Genomic DNA, 15,365 nt, shown 5'->3' with positions numbered 1-15,365 from the left:
TTATCGCTACCATCTTACCCGTGCGCCTTTCGGAGAAAGCGATAGCGGTTCGAGAGCGCCGCGGCCTCGCACGCCTGCAGCGCCGTCAACGGAAATCGCTTCCGAAGCTCGGGGATGATCGGCTGCGGCGCCGGGTTCTGCTCGGCAAGCCATTGCGCGGCCAGGACGACGGATTCGCTGTGTTCGTGATCGACGCCGGTCATGCTGCAGCTTCCATGAAAAAGCGGAGAAGTGTGCCGCGCTCGGCCACCCAGCGATCGCCGACCTTCTTGGCCGGCAACTGTCCAGTCTCCAACATGTGAAAGGTTTGGCGCTTGGTCCTGCCGATTAGCTTCGCGATCTCCGCACCGCCCCAAATCAGGTCGAACTGGGGTTCTTTCTGTTCCATCTGTTCGCCCTCCTAGGCGCGTCACTTGTGAACCACGGTGATCACGTAACCACCGTGGTCACTTGATGTCAAGACCACGGTGGTGCATAAGAGGGTGTTCTGAAAAGGGGATAGAGAATGGGCCGGGAAGACCCGCAGTTGAAACTTCGGCTGCCTGAAGAAATGAAAGATAAAATCACCGAGGCAGCTAAAACAATGGGCCGCTCGGTAAATGCAGAGATCGTCGCAAGGTTGACCGAATCGTTTCAAGATCCGCTCGTGCTTCCGTTGGATGTTCTCAGTCGTCTTGAGCGACGATCGCAAGAGCTTCGAGTGCCAGTGAGATCACTCGTTTTAAGTGCCGTCGATAAGCACTTTCCAGCTGGTTATAGACTGGGAGAATTCATAGAAAAATGGGCTCTCAACGCCGTGCACGCTACGTCACGTGCGGAGAGAAGCCGCATCATCGTCACAGCTAATGACGATTCCGAGAGTCGGGTCTCGGGATTGTCTATGAGCGAGCAAATCTACGATGAAGGATCGGAGATCCTAGTTTATCAGCTTAGTGACGACGTTAATTCGATCATTGCAACTCTACCGGCGAGCAAGATCATCCAGGAGTAAGTTCAATGTCTGTCCGCAAGCGTGAATGGAACACTCCGAAGGGTGAAAAGAAATCCGCCTGGATTGTCGATTACGTCGACACCACCGGGAAGCGCCGGCAGAAGACCTTCGCGAAGAAGAAGGAAGCGGACGCGTTCGCAGCAACGGCCGCCGTCGAGGTCAGGGAAGGCGTTCACGTTGCGGACAGTGCCAGCGTCACCGTCGAGAAGGCCGGGTCGCTCTGGATAGCGTCAGGCGAGGGCGCTGGCCTGGAACGATCGACGATAAACCAGCGCAAGAGCCATCTGGAACATCATATTGTGCCGCTGATCGGCCAGACCCTGCTGTCAAAGCTAACGGTGCCGGCCGTGCGCGACTTCGAGGACAGGATGCGTCGCGAGGGCCGATCGCCGGCAATGATCAAGAAGGTCCTCACCTCGCTTGGCTCCATCCTGTCCGACGCTGGCGAGCGGGGGCTTGCAACGCGCAATCCAGTGCGGGATATCCGCGGGAGCCGGAAAGGCCGCGAGAGACGCGCTGAGCGGCGTCAGAAGGGCCGGCTGGAGGTCGGCGTGGATATTCCCACCCGCGAGGAGATCAAAGCGCTCCTAGGCGCCCTCGAGGGCAATTGGCGGCCGCTGCTGCTCACCGTCGTATTCACCGGCATGCGCTCGTCAGAGCTGCGCGGGCTGCGCTGGCAGGATGTGGATTTCGCACGAGGCGAGATCAGCGTTCGCCAGCGTGTCGACCAGTTCAGGAAAGCAGGGCCGCCGAAGTCCGAAGCCGGGGCGCGGACCATTCCCGTGCCGCCGCTGGTGGTCAATGCCCTGAAAGAGCTGAAGCTGAAGCAAGGGAATAAGCCGGGGCTCGTCTTCGCCAATCCAGACGGCGAATCTCGCTCACATTCCAACGTCGTCACGAAGGGTCTGCAGCCGGCCATGGTGAGGGCAGGGGTGACGGTCGACACGGGGGAGCTCGACAAGCATGGGAATCCGATCCTGAAGGCGAAGTATACCGGGCTTCACGCGCTTCGGCATTTCTATGCGAGCTGGCTTATCAATCGGAAAGAAGATGGCGGCCTCGGTCTGCCGGCGAAGATGGTTCAGGAGCGCCTGGGCCATGCCTCGATCGTCATGACGATGGACGTCTATGGCCACCTGTTCCCGCGTGCCGATGACGGGACAGAATTAGCACAAGCGGCGAACATCTTGCTCAGCTGACAGCAACATGAACGCGACACAAGGGCAAAAAGCCCTGTAAAAACAAGAGCGGGGAAAAGCCTGCAAATCCTTGTACCCCGGTTCAATTCCGGGCGAGGCCTCCAATATTTCCCCACGACTGATAAATGATTGTGAATCCTCGATATTTTCGAGACGATCGCGCCCAATGCCGCCGCCGCTCGGTCCAGCCTAGATCAAGCGACGTGCGCAGCCCGCCTCCGCCCGCATGAGATTGTGGCCTGCGCCGTCCGAGCCGGAGAGCGCGCTTCTCAGCTCGTTTCACCGTCCAGCAACCCGCAGCAGAAGATGCCGATGAGCGCTGCGAGGATGGAGAAATCGAACAGCGTCAGATATTCGAAAACCGCAGACATGGCCTGCTCCTCCTATTTCCTCCGCTGCAAATCATACCATGACGGGGCACGGGATTCCACGTTTGAGCTGCAGCGTCCTGTCCCTGCTGTGGCGCGAAAGAGGCGTCCGTCGGATTCTTTTCGCCGACCGCTCCCAAGCCTTGAAAGCATCCGTGTCGGGGATTAAGAGACGGGGGACAGGAACCGCTTTTCAAGAGCGAGAGGACATGATGGATTTCGAAGCAGCGCGCGCAAAGATGGTCGACAACCAAGTTCGCACGACGGACGTTACCTCGCATTCCGTGCTGACGGCGTTTCTCACGGTGCCGCGTGAGGCTTTCGTGCCGGAGAAGGCAAAGCTGCTGGCCTATGTCGACAACGACGTCGAGATCTCCGCTGCCGCACCGGGCAAGCCGGCCCGCTTCCTGATGGAGGCGTCGCCGCTCGCCAAGCTGCTGCAGCTGGCGGCCGTCAGCAAGGATGATTTCGTGCTCGAAGTTGGTTGCGGCACCGGTTACACATCGGCGCTGCTGTCGATCATCGCCGGCTCCGTCATTGCGCTCGAATGCGACGAGGGTCTGGCCGCCGAGGCGAAGGCAAAGCTTGCCGGCTACGGCAAGGTGGAAGTTGTGACCGGCCCGCTCGAAAAGGGCTACGCCGCCGGCGCTCCCTATGATCTGATCTTCATCAATGGCGCTGTCGAGGAAGTTCCGGCCGCTCTTCTCGGCCAATTGCGTGATGGCGGCCGTCTGGTCACGGTCGAAGGTCACGGCAATGCCGCCCGCGCCAAGGTCTTCGTCGCCGAGCGCGGCGCCGTTTCGGAGAATGTCTTCTTCAATGCTTCGGTCAAGCCGCTGCCGGGTTTCGCCAAGGCGCGCGAATTCGTTTTCTGACGCTGTTCTCTTCGGTGAATTGCAGCGACGGGCGCCAATGGCGCCCGTTTTTATTGCGCGCCGCATATCTTTTTTAAACGCGCAAAGCACGCTGTGACAGATTGAATTGACGCATCCGCCCGCAAGATTGATTCCGATTTCCGGGCGGATTCGTTCGCGCTGCCGGAAACCCTTCACAAACATCATTTATCATGACGCCTTGGCCGCGAATTGCCGATGGCAATCATTGGGTAACAAAACTGTGCAAGGTCGCATTCATTTGATTCGCGATGATTTTTTTCACGTCTGGGGTATTCTAAGGTCGTGGTGATTCGGATGAACGCTCTCCACACCATCCGGTCGTTGTTTTGGGATAACGGGGATAGATATGGCTCAGCCAAGTGTAGCGCGTGAACCGTCCATGGAAGAAATTTTGGCGTCCATCCGCCAGATCATCGAAAGCAATGAACCCGGCGCCGGCAAGGCGATTTCTGCATCCCTGCCGCCGGTTTACGGCGCTGACGAAGACGTAAACGGCTCCGAGATCCATTTGACTGTGGACGACACCTACGCCGGCGTGGAGTTTCCCGAACCGGCCATGCGCTCTTCCGACCCGCGTTTCGTCGCCGCCAATTCGGCCGGGACCGCCCCTGAGACGGAAGCGCCGGCTCGCGCTCTGTCGCTTGCCGATGTCGCCGCCCGCGTGCGCGCCGCCTCCGAGCGTAGCGCCGTGCAGGCCGGTCAGGCCCTGCGGGAAATTCCGAGCGGCTTCCGCCAGCCCGAACAGCAGCCGGCCGTGACGCCGGAACTGCCGCGCGCTACGGCGCCGCAGCCGCAGCCCGCCCAGCCTGTTTTCCCGGCCGCTGCCGCACCCGTTCCCCCGCATGGGATTCAGCAGCCGGTCGAGCCGGCGCCTGTCGAAACGGCACGAGTCGCCGCCGCCGAGCCAGCCCACGTCGTCGAAACGGCGCCGCCTGCCTTGGAGCCCGCTGGTTCTTCGACCGAGCGCTTCCTGCCGAGCATCGTCGATGAGGTCCAGCCGACGCTTATTTCGGAAGATGCCGGTCTGCAGATCAGCCGTTCCTTCGAGGAGCTTGCTGCGGCGATCGACGGTGCGGAGCGCCGCTCGCTGGACGAAATCGCAGAGGACATGCTGCGCCCGATGCTGCGCGAATGGCTTGACGATAATCTGCCGACGCTGGTCGAGCGGTTGGTGCGCGAGGAAATCGAGCGCGTGGCGCGCGGCCCGCGCCGCTGATCGGATTGCTTTTTCTTGCAAAAGCCGCTCCGGTCTCCGGGGCGGCTTTTTTATTGACTTGGCCGTGGCCATCCTATTTACAAACGCCCATCCTCGAACCTCGAAATTGGTCAGAAAATGCTCGACAAGACCTATGATTCCGCTGCCGTCGAACCGAAAATCGCGGCCAAATGGGATGAAGCGGACGCTTTCCGCGCCGGCGCGAACGCCAAGCCCGGGGCCGAGACCTTCACCATCGTGATCCCGCCGCCAAATGTCACCGGTTCGCTGCACATGGGGCACGCGCTGAACAACACGCTGCAGGACATCCTGGTGCGCTTCGAGCGCATGCGCGGCAAGGACGTGCTCTGGCAGCCGGGCATGGATCACGCCGGCATCGCAACCCAGATGGTCGTCGAGCGCAAGCTGATGGAACAGCAGCTGCCGGGCCGCCGCGAAATGGGCCGCGAAGCCTTCATCGACAAGATCTGGGAGTGGAAGGCGGAATCGGGTGGACTGATCTTCAACCAGCTGAAGCGCCTGGGCGCGTCCTGCGACTGGTCGCGCGAACGCTTCACCATGGATGAAGGACTGTCGCAGGCCGTTCTCGAGGTTTTCGTCACGCTCTATAAGGAAGGCCTGATCTACAAGGATAAGCGCCTCGTCAATTGGGACCCCAAGCTCCTGACGGCGATCTCCGACATGGAGGTCGAGCAGCACGAGGTGAAGGGCCATCTCTGGCATCTGCGTTATCCCCTTGAGCCGGGCGTCACCTATCAATATCCGATTGCTTTCGACGAGGAAGGCAAGCCGACCGAATTCGAAACGCGTGACTATATCGTCGTCGCGACAACGCGGCCGGAGACGATGCTCGGGGATACCGGCGTTGCCGTGAATCCCGAAGACGAGCGTTACAAACCGATTGTCGGCAAACATGTGATCCTGCCGATCGTCGGCCGCAAGATTCCGATCGTCACCGATTCCTATGCTGATCCGACGGCCGGCACGGGCGCGGTGAAGATCACACCGGCTCATGATTTCAATGACTTCGACGTCGGCAAACGCACCAAGCTGCGTGCCATCAACGTCATGAACGTCGACGGCACCATTGCCATCAAGGACAATGAAGATTTCCTCGAGGGGCTCGACAATCCGGCCGCACTCCACGGCGCCTGGGACCGCCTGGAAGGGCAAGACCGTTTCTTTGCGCGCAAGGTGATCGTCGAGATCTTCGAAGAGGCTGGCCTCCTCGACAAGATCGAACCGCATAAACATATGGTCCCGCATGGCGATCGAGGCGGCGTGCCGATCGAGCCGCGGCTGACGGAACAATGGTTTGTCGATAACAAGACATTGGGGCAGCCCGCCCTGGATTCCGTTCGCGAAGGAAGAACCCGGTTCATTCCCAGGAATTGGGAAAACACCTATTTCAACTGGCTGGAGAACATCGAGCCCTGGTGCATTTCACGCCAGCTCTGGTGGGGGCATCAGATTCCCGCCTGGTATGGTCCCGACGGTCAGGTCTTCGTCGAAAAGACCGAGGAAGAGGCGCTGCAGGCGGCGATCCAGCATTACCTCTCGCACGAAGGGCCGATGAAGGCCTATGTCGAGGACCTGCTCGAAAACTTCAAGCCCGGCGAAATCCTGACGCGCGACGAGGACGTGCTCGATACCTGGTTCTCTTCTGCGCTCTGGCCTTTCTCGACTCTCGGCTGGCCCGACGAGACGCCGGAGCTTGCACGCTATTATCCGACGAATGTTCTGGTCACCGGCTTCGATATTATCCCGTTCTGGGTTGTTCGCATGATGCAGATGGGTCTGCATTTCATGAAGGACGATAATGGCGATCCCGTCGAACCCTTCCATACCGTCTACATTCACGCGCTGGTGCGCGACAAGAATGGGCAGAAGATGTCGAAGTCGAAAGGCAACGTCATCGACCCGCTGGAACTGATCGACGAATACGGCGCCGACGCGCTGCGCTTCACGCTGGCGATCATGGCTGCACAGGGCCGCGACGTGAAGCTCGATCCGGCCCGCATCGCCGGCTACCGCAATTTCGGCACCAAGCTCTGGAACGCCACGCGCTTTGCCGAGATGAACGGTGCAAAGAGCGATCCGCATTTCGTGCCGGAGGCGGCCGAACTCACCATCAACCGCTGGATCCTGACGGAACTTGCCCGTACGGAACGCGACGTTACGGAAGCGCTCGAAGCCTTCCGTTTCAACGATGCGGCCGGTGCGCTTTACCGTTTCGTCTGGAACGAGGTCTGCGACTGGTATCTCGAGCTTCTGAAGCCGGTCTTCAACGGCGAGGACGCGGGTGCCAAGGCCGAAGCCCAGGCCTGCAGCGCCTATATTCTCGAAGAAATCTACAAGCTGCTGCATCCCTTCATGCCCTTCATGACCGAAGAGCTCTGGGCGCACACGGCAGGTGAAGGCAAAGAGCGCGAAACGCTGGTCTGCCATGCCGAATGGCCGTCGCCGTCCTACGCTGACGACGCGGCTGCCGACGAGATCAACTGGCTGATCGACCTCGTTTCCGGCATTCGTTCCGTACGCGCCGAAATGAACGTGCCGCCATCGGCAACCGCGCCGCTGGTCGTCGTCAAGGCCAACAACCTGACCCGCGAACGGCTGTTCCGCCACGACGCCGCCATCAAGCGTCTCGCGCGCGTCGAAGCCATCTCGATCGCCGACAATGCGCCGAAGGGAGCAGCTCAGATCGTCGTCGCCGAGGCGACCGTCTGCCTGCCGCTCGGCAATCTGATCGACCTCTCCGCCGAAAAGGCCCGTCTCGAAAAGGCGATTGCCAAGATGGAAGGCGAGATGGCGCGCATCGATGGCAAGCTCTCCAACGAGAAGTTCGTCGCCAACGCCAATCCCGAAGTAGTCGAGGCTGAGCGCGACCGCCTCGAGGAACTGAAGGGTCAGATGGCCAGCTTGAAGACCGCGCTTTCCAGGGTCAGCGAAGCCGGATAAGTTTTAGCGGCCATTTTGGTAAGTTATTTCAAAGACGCGTCCGCCCTCGGGCGCGTCTTTGTCGTTGCGGGCGCCACGTGATTCGGTCCTGAAAGCGGCTGATTTCAGGCGCTCAGCCTGTGGATTGTGGCTCTGCCGGCATCCCAAGGGCGAAAACTGCCACTGTTGTCAGATTGATACAGCTTCCGCAATGTTTGGAATGAAAACCCAAAAGCCAGGCTGAAACCCGCTGGTTTCGGAATAGAATTTTATTAACCAGATTTTTTGACGTGTCCGTCAATTTCTTTACGTAAGTTGGCCACTGCAATGCCCGGGAGCGCTGCCGTGGGGCGCGTTGCCATGTCGGGCGAACACTTACTAGAGTGGCGCCACATCAATTGCTGGAGTGGGGGAGACACAATGGCATCGCGTATGTTTTCCAAGGGCGTAACGTCGCTCATTCTTCTTTCGTCGCTCGCATCGCCGTCCTTTGCCGGCGGTCTGGAGCGCGGCGGATACAATATCGATCAGCTGTTCGATACCTCGCCTTTTTCGTTCCAGTCGGGCATTACCTACGTCACCCCGCTGCGCAAGCTGAAGGACGTCCGCGACACGAACACGTCGATATTTACGGGCGGCGGCAATCTGAACAGCCGCCCGGACAGTGCCGACGAGACCGCGAATTACACCATCCCCTACATTGGTTTTAAGGCTGGTTTCGGCGATGCAGTCGACTGCCTTGTCGATTATTCCGTACCCTTTGGTGGCCATTCCAATCCGGGTTCGAACTGGGCTGGCGCCAACAACAACATCGAAACGGAAATCAAGACCCGCAACTACGGTGGCACTTGCTCCTATCGTTTTGACGTCGGTGCCGGGCAGCTTCGCTTCATCGGCGGCGCTTTCTATCAGGAAGTTGAGGGCTTCAAGGAACGTCTGGTGTCCACGGTTCCGATCGGTCTCGGCATCGGCACCGGTATTGGCCGCTTGGATATCGACGATAGCGGCTGGGGCTGGCGCGCCGGTCTGGCTTACGAGATCCCGGAATATGCAATGCGCGCGAGCCTTGTCTACAACAGCCGCGTCAAGTACGACAATTTGACCGGCACTGTTGATCTCCATCAGGTTCCAGTTGTGCCGCTATATGGAGGCCTAGTCACACCTGTTTCCGGTTCCGCCGAAGCGCCGGATTCGCTGGAATTGAAGCTGCAAAGCGGTATCGCTCCGGATTGGCTTGCATTCGGATCGGTTAAATGGACGAATTGGAGCGTCCTGCAGTCGGTAGCATTCTGCCCGACCAACGGCCTGCCTTGCCCCGCGGGTGGTCTAACCTCGCTCGATCTCTTCTACCGCGATGGTTGGACGATCAGCGGCGGTATCGGCCACAAATTCAATGAGCAGTGGGCCGCTGCAGTCAGCCTCACATGGGACCGCGGCACTAGCCAGGGCTATGGTTCGCAGACAGACAGCTGGACGCTGGGGCTTGGTGCAGCCTACACACCCACCGAGCATATCGAATGGCGTGTGGCCGGCGCGCTCGGCATCCTGACCAGTGGGGAATCCGGCACCTTCGTGTATAACGGCCGGACTTACGGCAACGACGTTTCCTACTCCTTTGGCAATGATCTGGTCACTGCACTGTCGACCAGCCTAAAGATTAAGTTTTAATACTCCGATTTGAAGAATTGAAAGCCCGGCACTGCCGGGCTCTTCTATTTCTAAGTCCGTTAATCATACTTATTCATGCCAATCCCGTGCCGATTTTGTGACGATTCAGCAACACTTTTTTACGACGGTTGGCGTATGGTGGCTGCGGGGCGAATTTGTCTATTTCCCGCCACAAAGAGAGCGCAGCGCTATTGGCAGGCGAGACGACGGCAGACGTAGGGTGCGTGTAAAGAGTAGCATGGGTCGATTTTTTTCCGGCAACAGCAGGTCATGCGGCGCGATTGGCGACAGTCGTTCGATTGCGGCCGTTTCGCTTTTTGGACAAGGCTGTTCCGGCCGTAGATCCCGCCTTGCAGCGGGGTTATCGATCCGTCCAATGCCGGTCTTTTCGATGCGCGCGCCCAGGCCGCCCGGCTTGGGCGGAGAAGCCGATACCGGTTTCGTCACATTTGCTGTTTACGAAAGCGATAAGGGCGGGAAGGCGGATGCCGCGCCTGCCAAAGGAGTGCCAGGCAGATTGCAGTCGGGCCATGCCGGGAGCCGGGTGGTTCTAGATGAGATGCTGAAAATTCGGCCTTTCGGAAAAGGCCAATGGGCTGGATGCGACGCGGGCAAAGGAGCCATGGAGCTCACCGCGGGATCGCTCGCCTCGAATGAATACATCCACGGCGCCGACGCCGGCTGCGTGCGATGAACGAAAGAAATCGGTTGAAATGGTAACGTCCGAGTTCAAATTGCTCAAATTCATGCTGATGGGCATGGGAATAGCGCTGGCAATGTCCGGCCCGGTTCGCGCTTTCGACATCAAGAGCGACGTCAGCAAGGAATCCGGTCCTTTCGACCTCTTCAAGTTCGGCTTCAAGGCCTATAAAAACGGACAGAAGGAGGAGGCGGTCGAAGCTTACAAATACGCCGCCGAAAAGGGCCATACCGGTTCGCGCTGGGCGCTCGCCAATATGTATGCCGACGGCGACGGCGTCGCCCAGGACGATTTCGAAGCCTTCAAGATCTACAGCGAGATTGCACAGCAAGGTGTCGAACCCGGTTCGGAAGACACTGGCTTTTTCGTTAACGCGCTTCTCTCGCTCGCCAATTATTACAAGCACGGCATATCAGGCAGCCCGGTCAAGATCGATCTCACCCAGGCACGCCAGCTTTATTTCCAGGTGGCCTCCACCTTTGGCGTTCCCGAAGCGCAGTTCCAACTGGCGCAGATGATGCTAGCCGGCGAAGGTGGCAATGCCAGCCCGCAGCAGGCGAAGAAATGGTTGAACCAGGCGCGCAAGAGTGGCCATCCCGGCGCCATGGCGGTTTTCGGGAATATTCTCTTCGACGAAGGCCAGTCGGCCCGCGGTCTCGCGCTGATGACCGCCGCTCTCGACCGCTGCAAGCCGAAGGACTGCAGCTGGATGGAAGCGCTTCAGGAGCAGGCCTTCTCGGTTGCCAACGAGGCCGATCGTCGTACGGCGGTCTCGCTCTCGCACGCCATTGCGAGCGGCTCTGACGACTGAAGCCGCCATGCAGCGCCCTGTCGCGGGCTTACAGCGACGCGTTGCTAGGGATTGTGAAGGTCAGGCCGCAAAATTGAAATAGGCGATCACAGGCACGTGGTCGGACGGCTTTTCCCAGGCCCGCACATGTTTTTCGATTGCCGCCGACGTCATCCGGTCGGCAGCCTCCGGTGAGAGCAGCAGGTGGTCGATGCGGATGCCGTTGTTCTTCGGCCACGCACCCGCCTGATAGTCCCAGAAGGAATAGAGCTGCGTCGCATCCGTCGTCGCGCGCACCGCATCGGTCAGGCCGAGATTTTCGAGCCTGCGGAATGCCTCGCGCGTCTGCGGCAGAAACAGCGCATCGTTTTCCCAGACCTTGGGGTCGAAGCAGTCGTGCGGCTCGGGGATGACGTTGTAATCGCCGGCAAGCACCAGCATCTCCTCATAGTCGAGGCGCTCTGCCGCAAAGCTCCGCAGGCGCTCCATCCAGGCGAGCTTGTAGGGATATTTTTCCGTTTCGACGGGATTGCCGTTCGGCAGGTAGATGCAGCAGACGCGCAGGATACGGGTATCCGGCAGCGTGAACACCGCCTCGAGGAAACGCGCCTGTTCGTCCAGCGCATCGCCGGGCAGGCCGCGGTTGACTTCGGAGGGCGAACTCTTGGAGAGAATCGCCACACCGTTGAAGCCCTTCTGCCCGTGCGTCTCGACATGATAGCCGAGCGCCTCGATCTCCAGCCTGGGAAAACCCTCGTCGATCGTCTTGATCTCCTGCAGGCAGACGATATCGGGATCGGAGTCCTTGAGCCATTGCGTCAGATTGTCGATGCGCGCCTTGACGCCGTTGATGTTCCAAGTCGCGATCTTCATCTCTTCGTCCTGTTCCGCTTCGTGCGCTTCTTTTATCGTGGTCTTTCACAACTGGACAAGACGATAAACCGGCCGAAGAGGCTTCTTCGGCCAGTTCATTGGGACAGTGCAATGCGTCTGGATATTCAGATCGAGAAGCTGGTGCCGCAACCGCAGCTTGCCACCGCGTTCGGATTCTTGATCTGGAAGGATTGACCAAGCAGATTGTCGACGAAGTCGATCTCGGAGCCCGCCATATAGACGAGCGACAGGCTGTCGATCAGCACTTTCGCGTCGTTCTTTTCGACGATGATGTCGTCGTCGGCCGCGCTGTCGGCGAGGTCGAACTTATAGGAAAAGCCCGAACAGCCGCCGCCTTCGACCGAAACGCGCAACGCGCTCTTGCCGGCCTCAGCGCCGATGATCGCCGCGATACGCTTTGCCGCGGCATCTGAAAGGGTTACACTCGCATCCGTCATGTTTCCTCCTGCCGGGGTCAAGATCCGGAGAGAATGGGTTTTGGCACTGAAATGTTCAAATGCCTGATATCAAAAGAACTTACCATGACCTTCGCGAAAATGCCATGATGTGCGCAACGGTCGGCAGGTGCCTCTTTGCCGTTTCGTCGGGCTATAGGTATGAACAGGGCAAAGCGGCGTCAATGGGCAGATGCGGCAACGGGCAGAATGACGGTGAAGAATGACGATTGACAGACGGGCTTTAGGTTTCGGCGACAGCGAAAGGGCGGTCTATGCGGCAGACCCTTGGACGACGCGTGGGCGTCTCTATCCGGAAGACGACAGCCCGACGCGGTCGGATTTCCAGCGCGACCGCGATCGCATCGTCCACACGACGGCCTTCCGCCGGCTGAAGCACAAGACCCAGGTCTTCATCGCCCAGGATGGCGATCACTATCGCACGCGGCTGACGCATACGATCGAGGTGGCGCAGATCGCCCGCGCGCTCGCCCGCGCCCTGAAGCTCGATGAGGATCTGGCCGAGGGCGTGGCGCTGGTGCACGATTTCGGCCATACGCCGTTCGGTCATACCGGTGAGGACGCTTTGCATGAGGTGTTGCTCCCTTATGGCGGCTTCGACCACAACGCCCAATCGCTGCGCATCGTGACCAAGCTGGAGCGGCGTTATGCCGAATTCGACGGCATCAATCTGACATGGGAAAGCCTCGAAGGCCTGGTCAAGCACAATGGTCCGCTGCTGACGCCGGATGGTGTGGGCACACGCGGCCCGGTCCCGCAGCCGATCCTCGATTATTGCGAACTGCACGATCTCGAGCTTGCGACCTACGCCAGCCTCGAGGCCCAGGTCGCGGCGATCGCCGACGACATCGCCTACAATACCCACGATATCGACGACGGTCTGCGCTCCGGCTATCTGACCTTCGACATGCTGGAGGAAATCCCGTTTCTGGCGGGGTTGATGGCCGAGGTGAGGGCGCGATACCCGCATCTGGAACCGAGCCGCTTCACCCATGAGATCATGCGTCGGCAGATCACCCGCATGGTTGAGGACGTGATCGGCGTCGCCCAGCAGCGTCTTTCAATTCTTCGCCCTGAGAGCGCAGCCGACATTCGCGCTGCCGACCGTGTGATCGCCACCTTCTCCGACGCGATGGCCGAAACCGACAGGCAAATCAAGGCGATGCTCTTCAAACGCATCTACCGCAATCCTGATATCATGCGCATCCGCGCCGGCGCTGCTCAGATCGTCACCGACCTCTTTGGCGCCTACATGGCCAGCCCCAAGGAGATGCAAAGCCATTACTGGGTCGATCATATCGCCGGCCTCGCCGATGCGCCGAAGGCTCGCCATGTGGGCGACTATTTGGCCGGCATGACCGACACCTATGCAATCAGTGCCCACAGGCGATTGTTTGACCACACTCCGGATTTGCGATAGGCAGCGGTCGCCCGCCGAAGGCCGATTTGCGCCTTTGGCACAGCCTATGCATGGAAGAGTGCGATGAACCTTTTTACCGACTTCGAAGCCAGGATCAAAACCGCCCTTGAACAGATCGATCTGGTCAGGGAAAAGCGATCCGAACTCGATTTCGGCCGCATCACCGTCGAGCCGCCGCGCGATGCGAGCCATGGCGACGTTGCGACCAACGCCGCGATGGTGCTGGCAAAGCCGCTCGGGTCCAACCCTCGCGCGCTTGCCGACGTCATCATCGCCAAGCTCAAGGAAGATGCCGACGTCGCCGATGTCTCGGTCGCCGGTCCCGGCTTCATCAACATCCGTCTCTCCGTCGGTTATTGGCAGCGGCTGCTCGCCTCGATGATCGCCTCCGGCACCGATTACGGCCGCTCGACCCTCGGTGCAGGCCGCAAGGTCAACGTCGAATATGTCTCGGCCAATCCGACCGGTCCGATGCATGTCGGGCATTGCCGTGGCGCCGTCGTCGGCGACGCGCTCGCCAACATGCTCGCCTTTGCCGGTTACTGCGTCGAGAAGGAATATTACATCAACGACGCCGGCTCGCAGATCGATGTGCTCGCCCGTTCAGTCTTCCTGCGTTATCGCGAAGCGCTCGGCGAACGGATCGGCGAAATCCCCTCGGGTCTCTACCCCGGCGATTATCTGGTGCCCGTCGGCGAGTCACTTGCCGCCGATTATGGCGTGCGGCTGCACAACATGCCGGAAGAGCAATGGATGCCGATCGTCAAGGATCGCACCATCAGCGCGATGATGGTGATGATCCGGGAAGATCTGGCGGCGCTGAACGTCCATCACGATATCTTCTTCTCCGAACGCACTTTGCACGCCAATGGCGCGGCTGCGATCCGCACGGCGATCAACGACCTGACCTTCAAGGGTTACGTTTACAAGGGCACTCTGCCGCCGCCGAAGGGTCAGCTTCCCGAGGACTGGGAGGATCGCGAACAGACACTGTTCCGCTCGACCGAAGTGGGCGACGACATGGACCGGCCGCTGATCAAGTCGGACGGCTCCTACACCTATTTCGCGGCCGACGTCGCCTACTTCAAGAACAAGTTCGACCGCGGTTTCGACGAGATGATCTATGTGCTCGGCGCCGACCATGGCGGCTACGTCAAGCGCCTGGAAGCAGTGGCGCGCGGCGTCTCGGACGGTAAGGCGAAGCTGACGGTGCTGCTCTGCCAACTGGTCAAGCTCTATCGCAACGGTGAACCGGTGAAGATGTCGAAACGCTCCGGCGATTTTGTCACGCTTCGGGACGTTGTCGAGGAAGTCGGCCGTGATTCGGTCCGCTTCATGATGCTTTACCGCAAGAATTCCGAACCGCTGGACTTCGATTTCGCCAAGGTGACGGAACAGTCCAAGGACAATCCTGTTTTTTACGTGCAGTATGCGCATGCCCGCTGCATGTCGGTCTTCCGGCAGGCGAGGGAGGCTTTCCCCGGCCTCGAAGTATCGGCTGAAGATCTTGCGAAAGCCGTTGCTGGCATTGGCGATCCGGCCGAATTGCAGCTCGTCGCCAAGCTCGCCGAATTCCCGCGTGTGGTCGAAGCAGCGGCTCAGTCGCAGGAGCCGCATCGCATCGCTTTTTACCTCTACGACCTCGCCAGTTCCTTCCACGCGCATTGGAACAAAGGTAAAGATCAGACGGAATTACGATTTGTTAATGATAAAAACCGAGAATCAAGTATTGCCAGACTTGGGCTGGTGTACGCCGTCGCTTCGGTTTTGAAGTCGGGACTTGCCATTACAGGCACTGCCGCACCTGACGAAATGCGATAACGTCACC

14 protein-coding genes are annotated in these 15,365 nt (G+C 59.5%); 10 read left to right on the top strand and 4 right to left on the bottom strand.

Annotation, left to right across the window (positions count from 1 at the left end):
* Positions 1–14: 14 nt before the first annotated feature.
* Positions 15–203 (bottom strand): hypothetical protein, encoded by a 189-nt coding sequence (locus EFD56_RS14790; protein ID WP_126905614.1) that lies wholly within the window; start codon positions 201–203, stop codon positions 15–17.
* A complete protein-coding gene (locus EFD56_RS14785) occupies positions 200–388 on the bottom strand; it encodes a DNA-binding protein (RefSeq protein ID WP_126905613.1) in 189 nt (62 codons plus the stop codon). The genes EFD56_RS14790 and EFD56_RS14785 overlap by 4 nt, the downstream gene beginning before the upstream one ends.
* Positions 389–505: 117 nt before the next feature.
* On the opposite strand from EFD56_RS14785, the gene EFD56_RS14780 reads away from it, so the two are divergent.
* The 8 genes from EFD56_RS14780 (at position 506) to exoR (ending at position 10,789) form a co-directional block, all read left to right on the top strand.
* Positions 506–991 (top strand): Arc family DNA-binding protein, encoded by a 486-nt coding sequence (locus EFD56_RS14780; RefSeq protein ID WP_126905612.1) that lies wholly within the window; start codon positions 506–508, stop codon positions 989–991.
* 5 nt (positions 992–996) lie between these two features.
* Entirely contained in the window at positions 997–2,190 is a 1,194-nt protein-coding gene (locus tag EFD56_RS14775; RefSeq protein ID WP_126905611.1) for a site-specific integrase, read from the top strand.
* Between the two features lie 577 nt (positions 2,191–2,767).
* Complete coding sequence (locus tag EFD56_RS14770; protein WP_183819670.1) at positions 2,768–3,433, top strand: protein-L-isoaspartate O-methyltransferase family protein; 666 nt, start codon at positions 2,768–2,770, stop codon at positions 3,431–3,433.
* Positions 3,434–3,800: 367 nt separating this feature from the next.
* Entirely contained in the window at positions 3,801–4,670 is an 870-nt protein-coding gene (locus EFD56_RS14765; protein WP_085742393.1) for a PopZ family protein, read from the top strand.
* A 117-nt stretch (positions 4,671–4,787) separates the two neighbouring features.
* Positions 4,788–7,631, top strand: a complete 2,844-nt coding sequence (locus EFD56_RS14760) for a valine--tRNA ligase (RefSeq protein WP_085742394.1) — start codon at positions 4,788–4,790, stop codon at positions 7,629–7,631.
* Between the two features lie 399 nt (positions 7,632–8,030).
* On the top strand, positions 8,031–9,278 hold the full coding sequence (locus tag EFD56_RS14755) for an OmpP1/FadL family transporter (RefSeq protein WP_126905610.1): 1,248 nt from the start codon (positions 8,031–8,033) through the stop codon (positions 9,276–9,278).
* Between the two features lie 376 nt (positions 9,279–9,654).
* Positions 9,655–9,972 (top strand): hypothetical protein, encoded by a 318-nt coding sequence (locus tag EFD56_RS14750; protein ID WP_210293849.1) that lies wholly within the window; start codon positions 9,655–9,657, stop codon positions 9,970–9,972.
* Between the two features lie 19 nt (positions 9,973–9,991).
* Complete coding sequence (gene exoR, locus EFD56_RS14745) at positions 9,992–10,789, top strand: exopolysaccharide production regulator ExoR (RefSeq protein WP_037115459.1); 798 nt, start codon at positions 9,992–9,994, stop codon at positions 10,787–10,789.
* 60 nt (positions 10,790–10,849) lie between these two features.
* Here the strand turns inward: exoR and xth are convergent, their stop codons facing one another.
* Both xth and erpA read right to left on the bottom strand, forming a co-directional pair.
* Positions 10,850–11,641 carry an exodeoxyribonuclease III gene (gene xth, locus EFD56_RS14740; protein WP_085742396.1) on the bottom strand — a complete coding sequence of 264 codons (792 nt, stop codon included), beginning with the start codon at positions 11,639–11,641 and terminating at the stop codon, positions 10,850–10,852.
* A 125-nt stretch (positions 11,642–11,766) separates the two neighbouring features.
* Complete coding sequence (gene erpA / locus EFD56_RS14735; RefSeq protein ID WP_010004555.1) at positions 11,767–12,099, bottom strand: iron-sulfur cluster insertion protein ErpA; 333 nt, start codon at positions 12,097–12,099, stop codon at positions 11,767–11,769.
* Between the two features lie 220 nt (positions 12,100–12,319).
* Here erpA and EFD56_RS14730 point away from each other — a divergent pair, with 220 nt between their 5' ends.
* Entirely contained in the window at positions 12,320–13,537 is a 1,218-nt protein-coding gene (locus tag EFD56_RS14730) for a deoxyguanosinetriphosphate triphosphohydrolase (RefSeq protein WP_085742397.1), read from the top strand.
* A 63-nt stretch (positions 13,538–13,600) separates the two neighbouring features.
* Positions 13,601–15,358, top strand: coding sequence for an arginine--tRNA ligase (argS, locus tag EFD56_RS14725; RefSeq protein WP_126905609.1), 1,758 nt, complete (start codon positions 13,601–13,603; stop codon positions 15,356–15,358).
* Positions 15,359–15,365: the final 7 nt, after the last annotated feature.

Source organism: Rhizobium phaseoli (genome assembly GCF_003985125.1).
Classification (GTDB): domain Bacteria; phylum Pseudomonadota; class Alphaproteobacteria; order Rhizobiales; family Rhizobiaceae; genus Rhizobium; species Rhizobium phaseoli.
Note: the sequence above shows the minus strand (reverse complement) of the source record. Positions and strands in the feature narration are given on the sequence as shown.

What these genes read in the sequence shown, in the direction of transcription:
- EFD56_RS14790 (WP_126905614.1), bottom strand. Translation starts at nt 203, where the DNA reads ATGACCGGCGTCGATCACGAACACAGCGAATCCGTCGTCCTGGCCGCG.
- EFD56_RS14785 (WP_126905613.1), bottom strand. Translation starts at nt 388, where the DNA reads ATGGAACAGAAAGAACCCCAGTTCGACCTGATTTGGGGCGGTGCGGAG.
- EFD56_RS14780 (WP_126905612.1), top strand. Translation starts at nt 506, where the DNA reads ATGGGCCGGGAAGACCCGCAGTTGAAACTTCGGCTGCCTGAAGAAATG.
- EFD56_RS14775 (WP_126905611.1), top strand. Translation starts at nt 997, where the DNA reads ATGTCTGTCCGCAAGCGTGAATGGAACACTCCGAAGGGTGAAAAGAAA.
- EFD56_RS14770 (WP_183819670.1), top strand. Translation starts at nt 2,768, where the DNA reads ATGATGGATTTCGAAGCAGCGCGCGCAAAGATGGTCGACAACCAAGTT.
- EFD56_RS14765 (WP_085742393.1), top strand. Translation starts at nt 3,801, where the DNA reads ATGGCTCAGCCAAGTGTAGCGCGTGAACCGTCCATGGAAGAAATTTTG.
- EFD56_RS14760 (WP_085742394.1), top strand. Translation starts at nt 4,788, where the DNA reads ATGCTCGACAAGACCTATGATTCCGCTGCCGTCGAACCGAAAATCGCG.
- EFD56_RS14755 (WP_126905610.1), top strand. Translation starts at nt 8,031, where the DNA reads ATGGCATCGCGTATGTTTTCCAAGGGCGTAACGTCGCTCATTCTTCTT.
- EFD56_RS14750 (WP_210293849.1), top strand. Translation starts at nt 9,655, where the DNA reads ATGCCGGTCTTTTCGATGCGCGCGCCCAGGCCGCCCGGCTTGGGCGGA.
- exoR (WP_037115459.1), top strand. Translation starts at nt 9,992, where the DNA reads ATGGTAACGTCCGAGTTCAAATTGCTCAAATTCATGCTGATGGGCATG.
- xth (WP_085742396.1), bottom strand. Translation starts at nt 11,641, where the DNA reads ATGAAGATCGCGACTTGGAACATCAACGGCGTCAAGGCGCGCATCGAC.
- erpA (WP_010004555.1), bottom strand. Translation starts at nt 12,099, where the DNA reads ATGACGGATGCGAGTGTAACCCTTTCAGATGCCGCGGCAAAGCGTATC.
- EFD56_RS14730 (WP_085742397.1), top strand. Translation starts at nt 12,320, where the DNA reads ATGACGATTGACAGACGGGCTTTAGGTTTCGGCGACAGCGAAAGGGCG.
- argS (WP_126905609.1), top strand. Translation starts at nt 13,601, where the DNA reads ATGAACCTTTTTACCGACTTCGAAGCCAGGATCAAAACCGCCCTTGAA.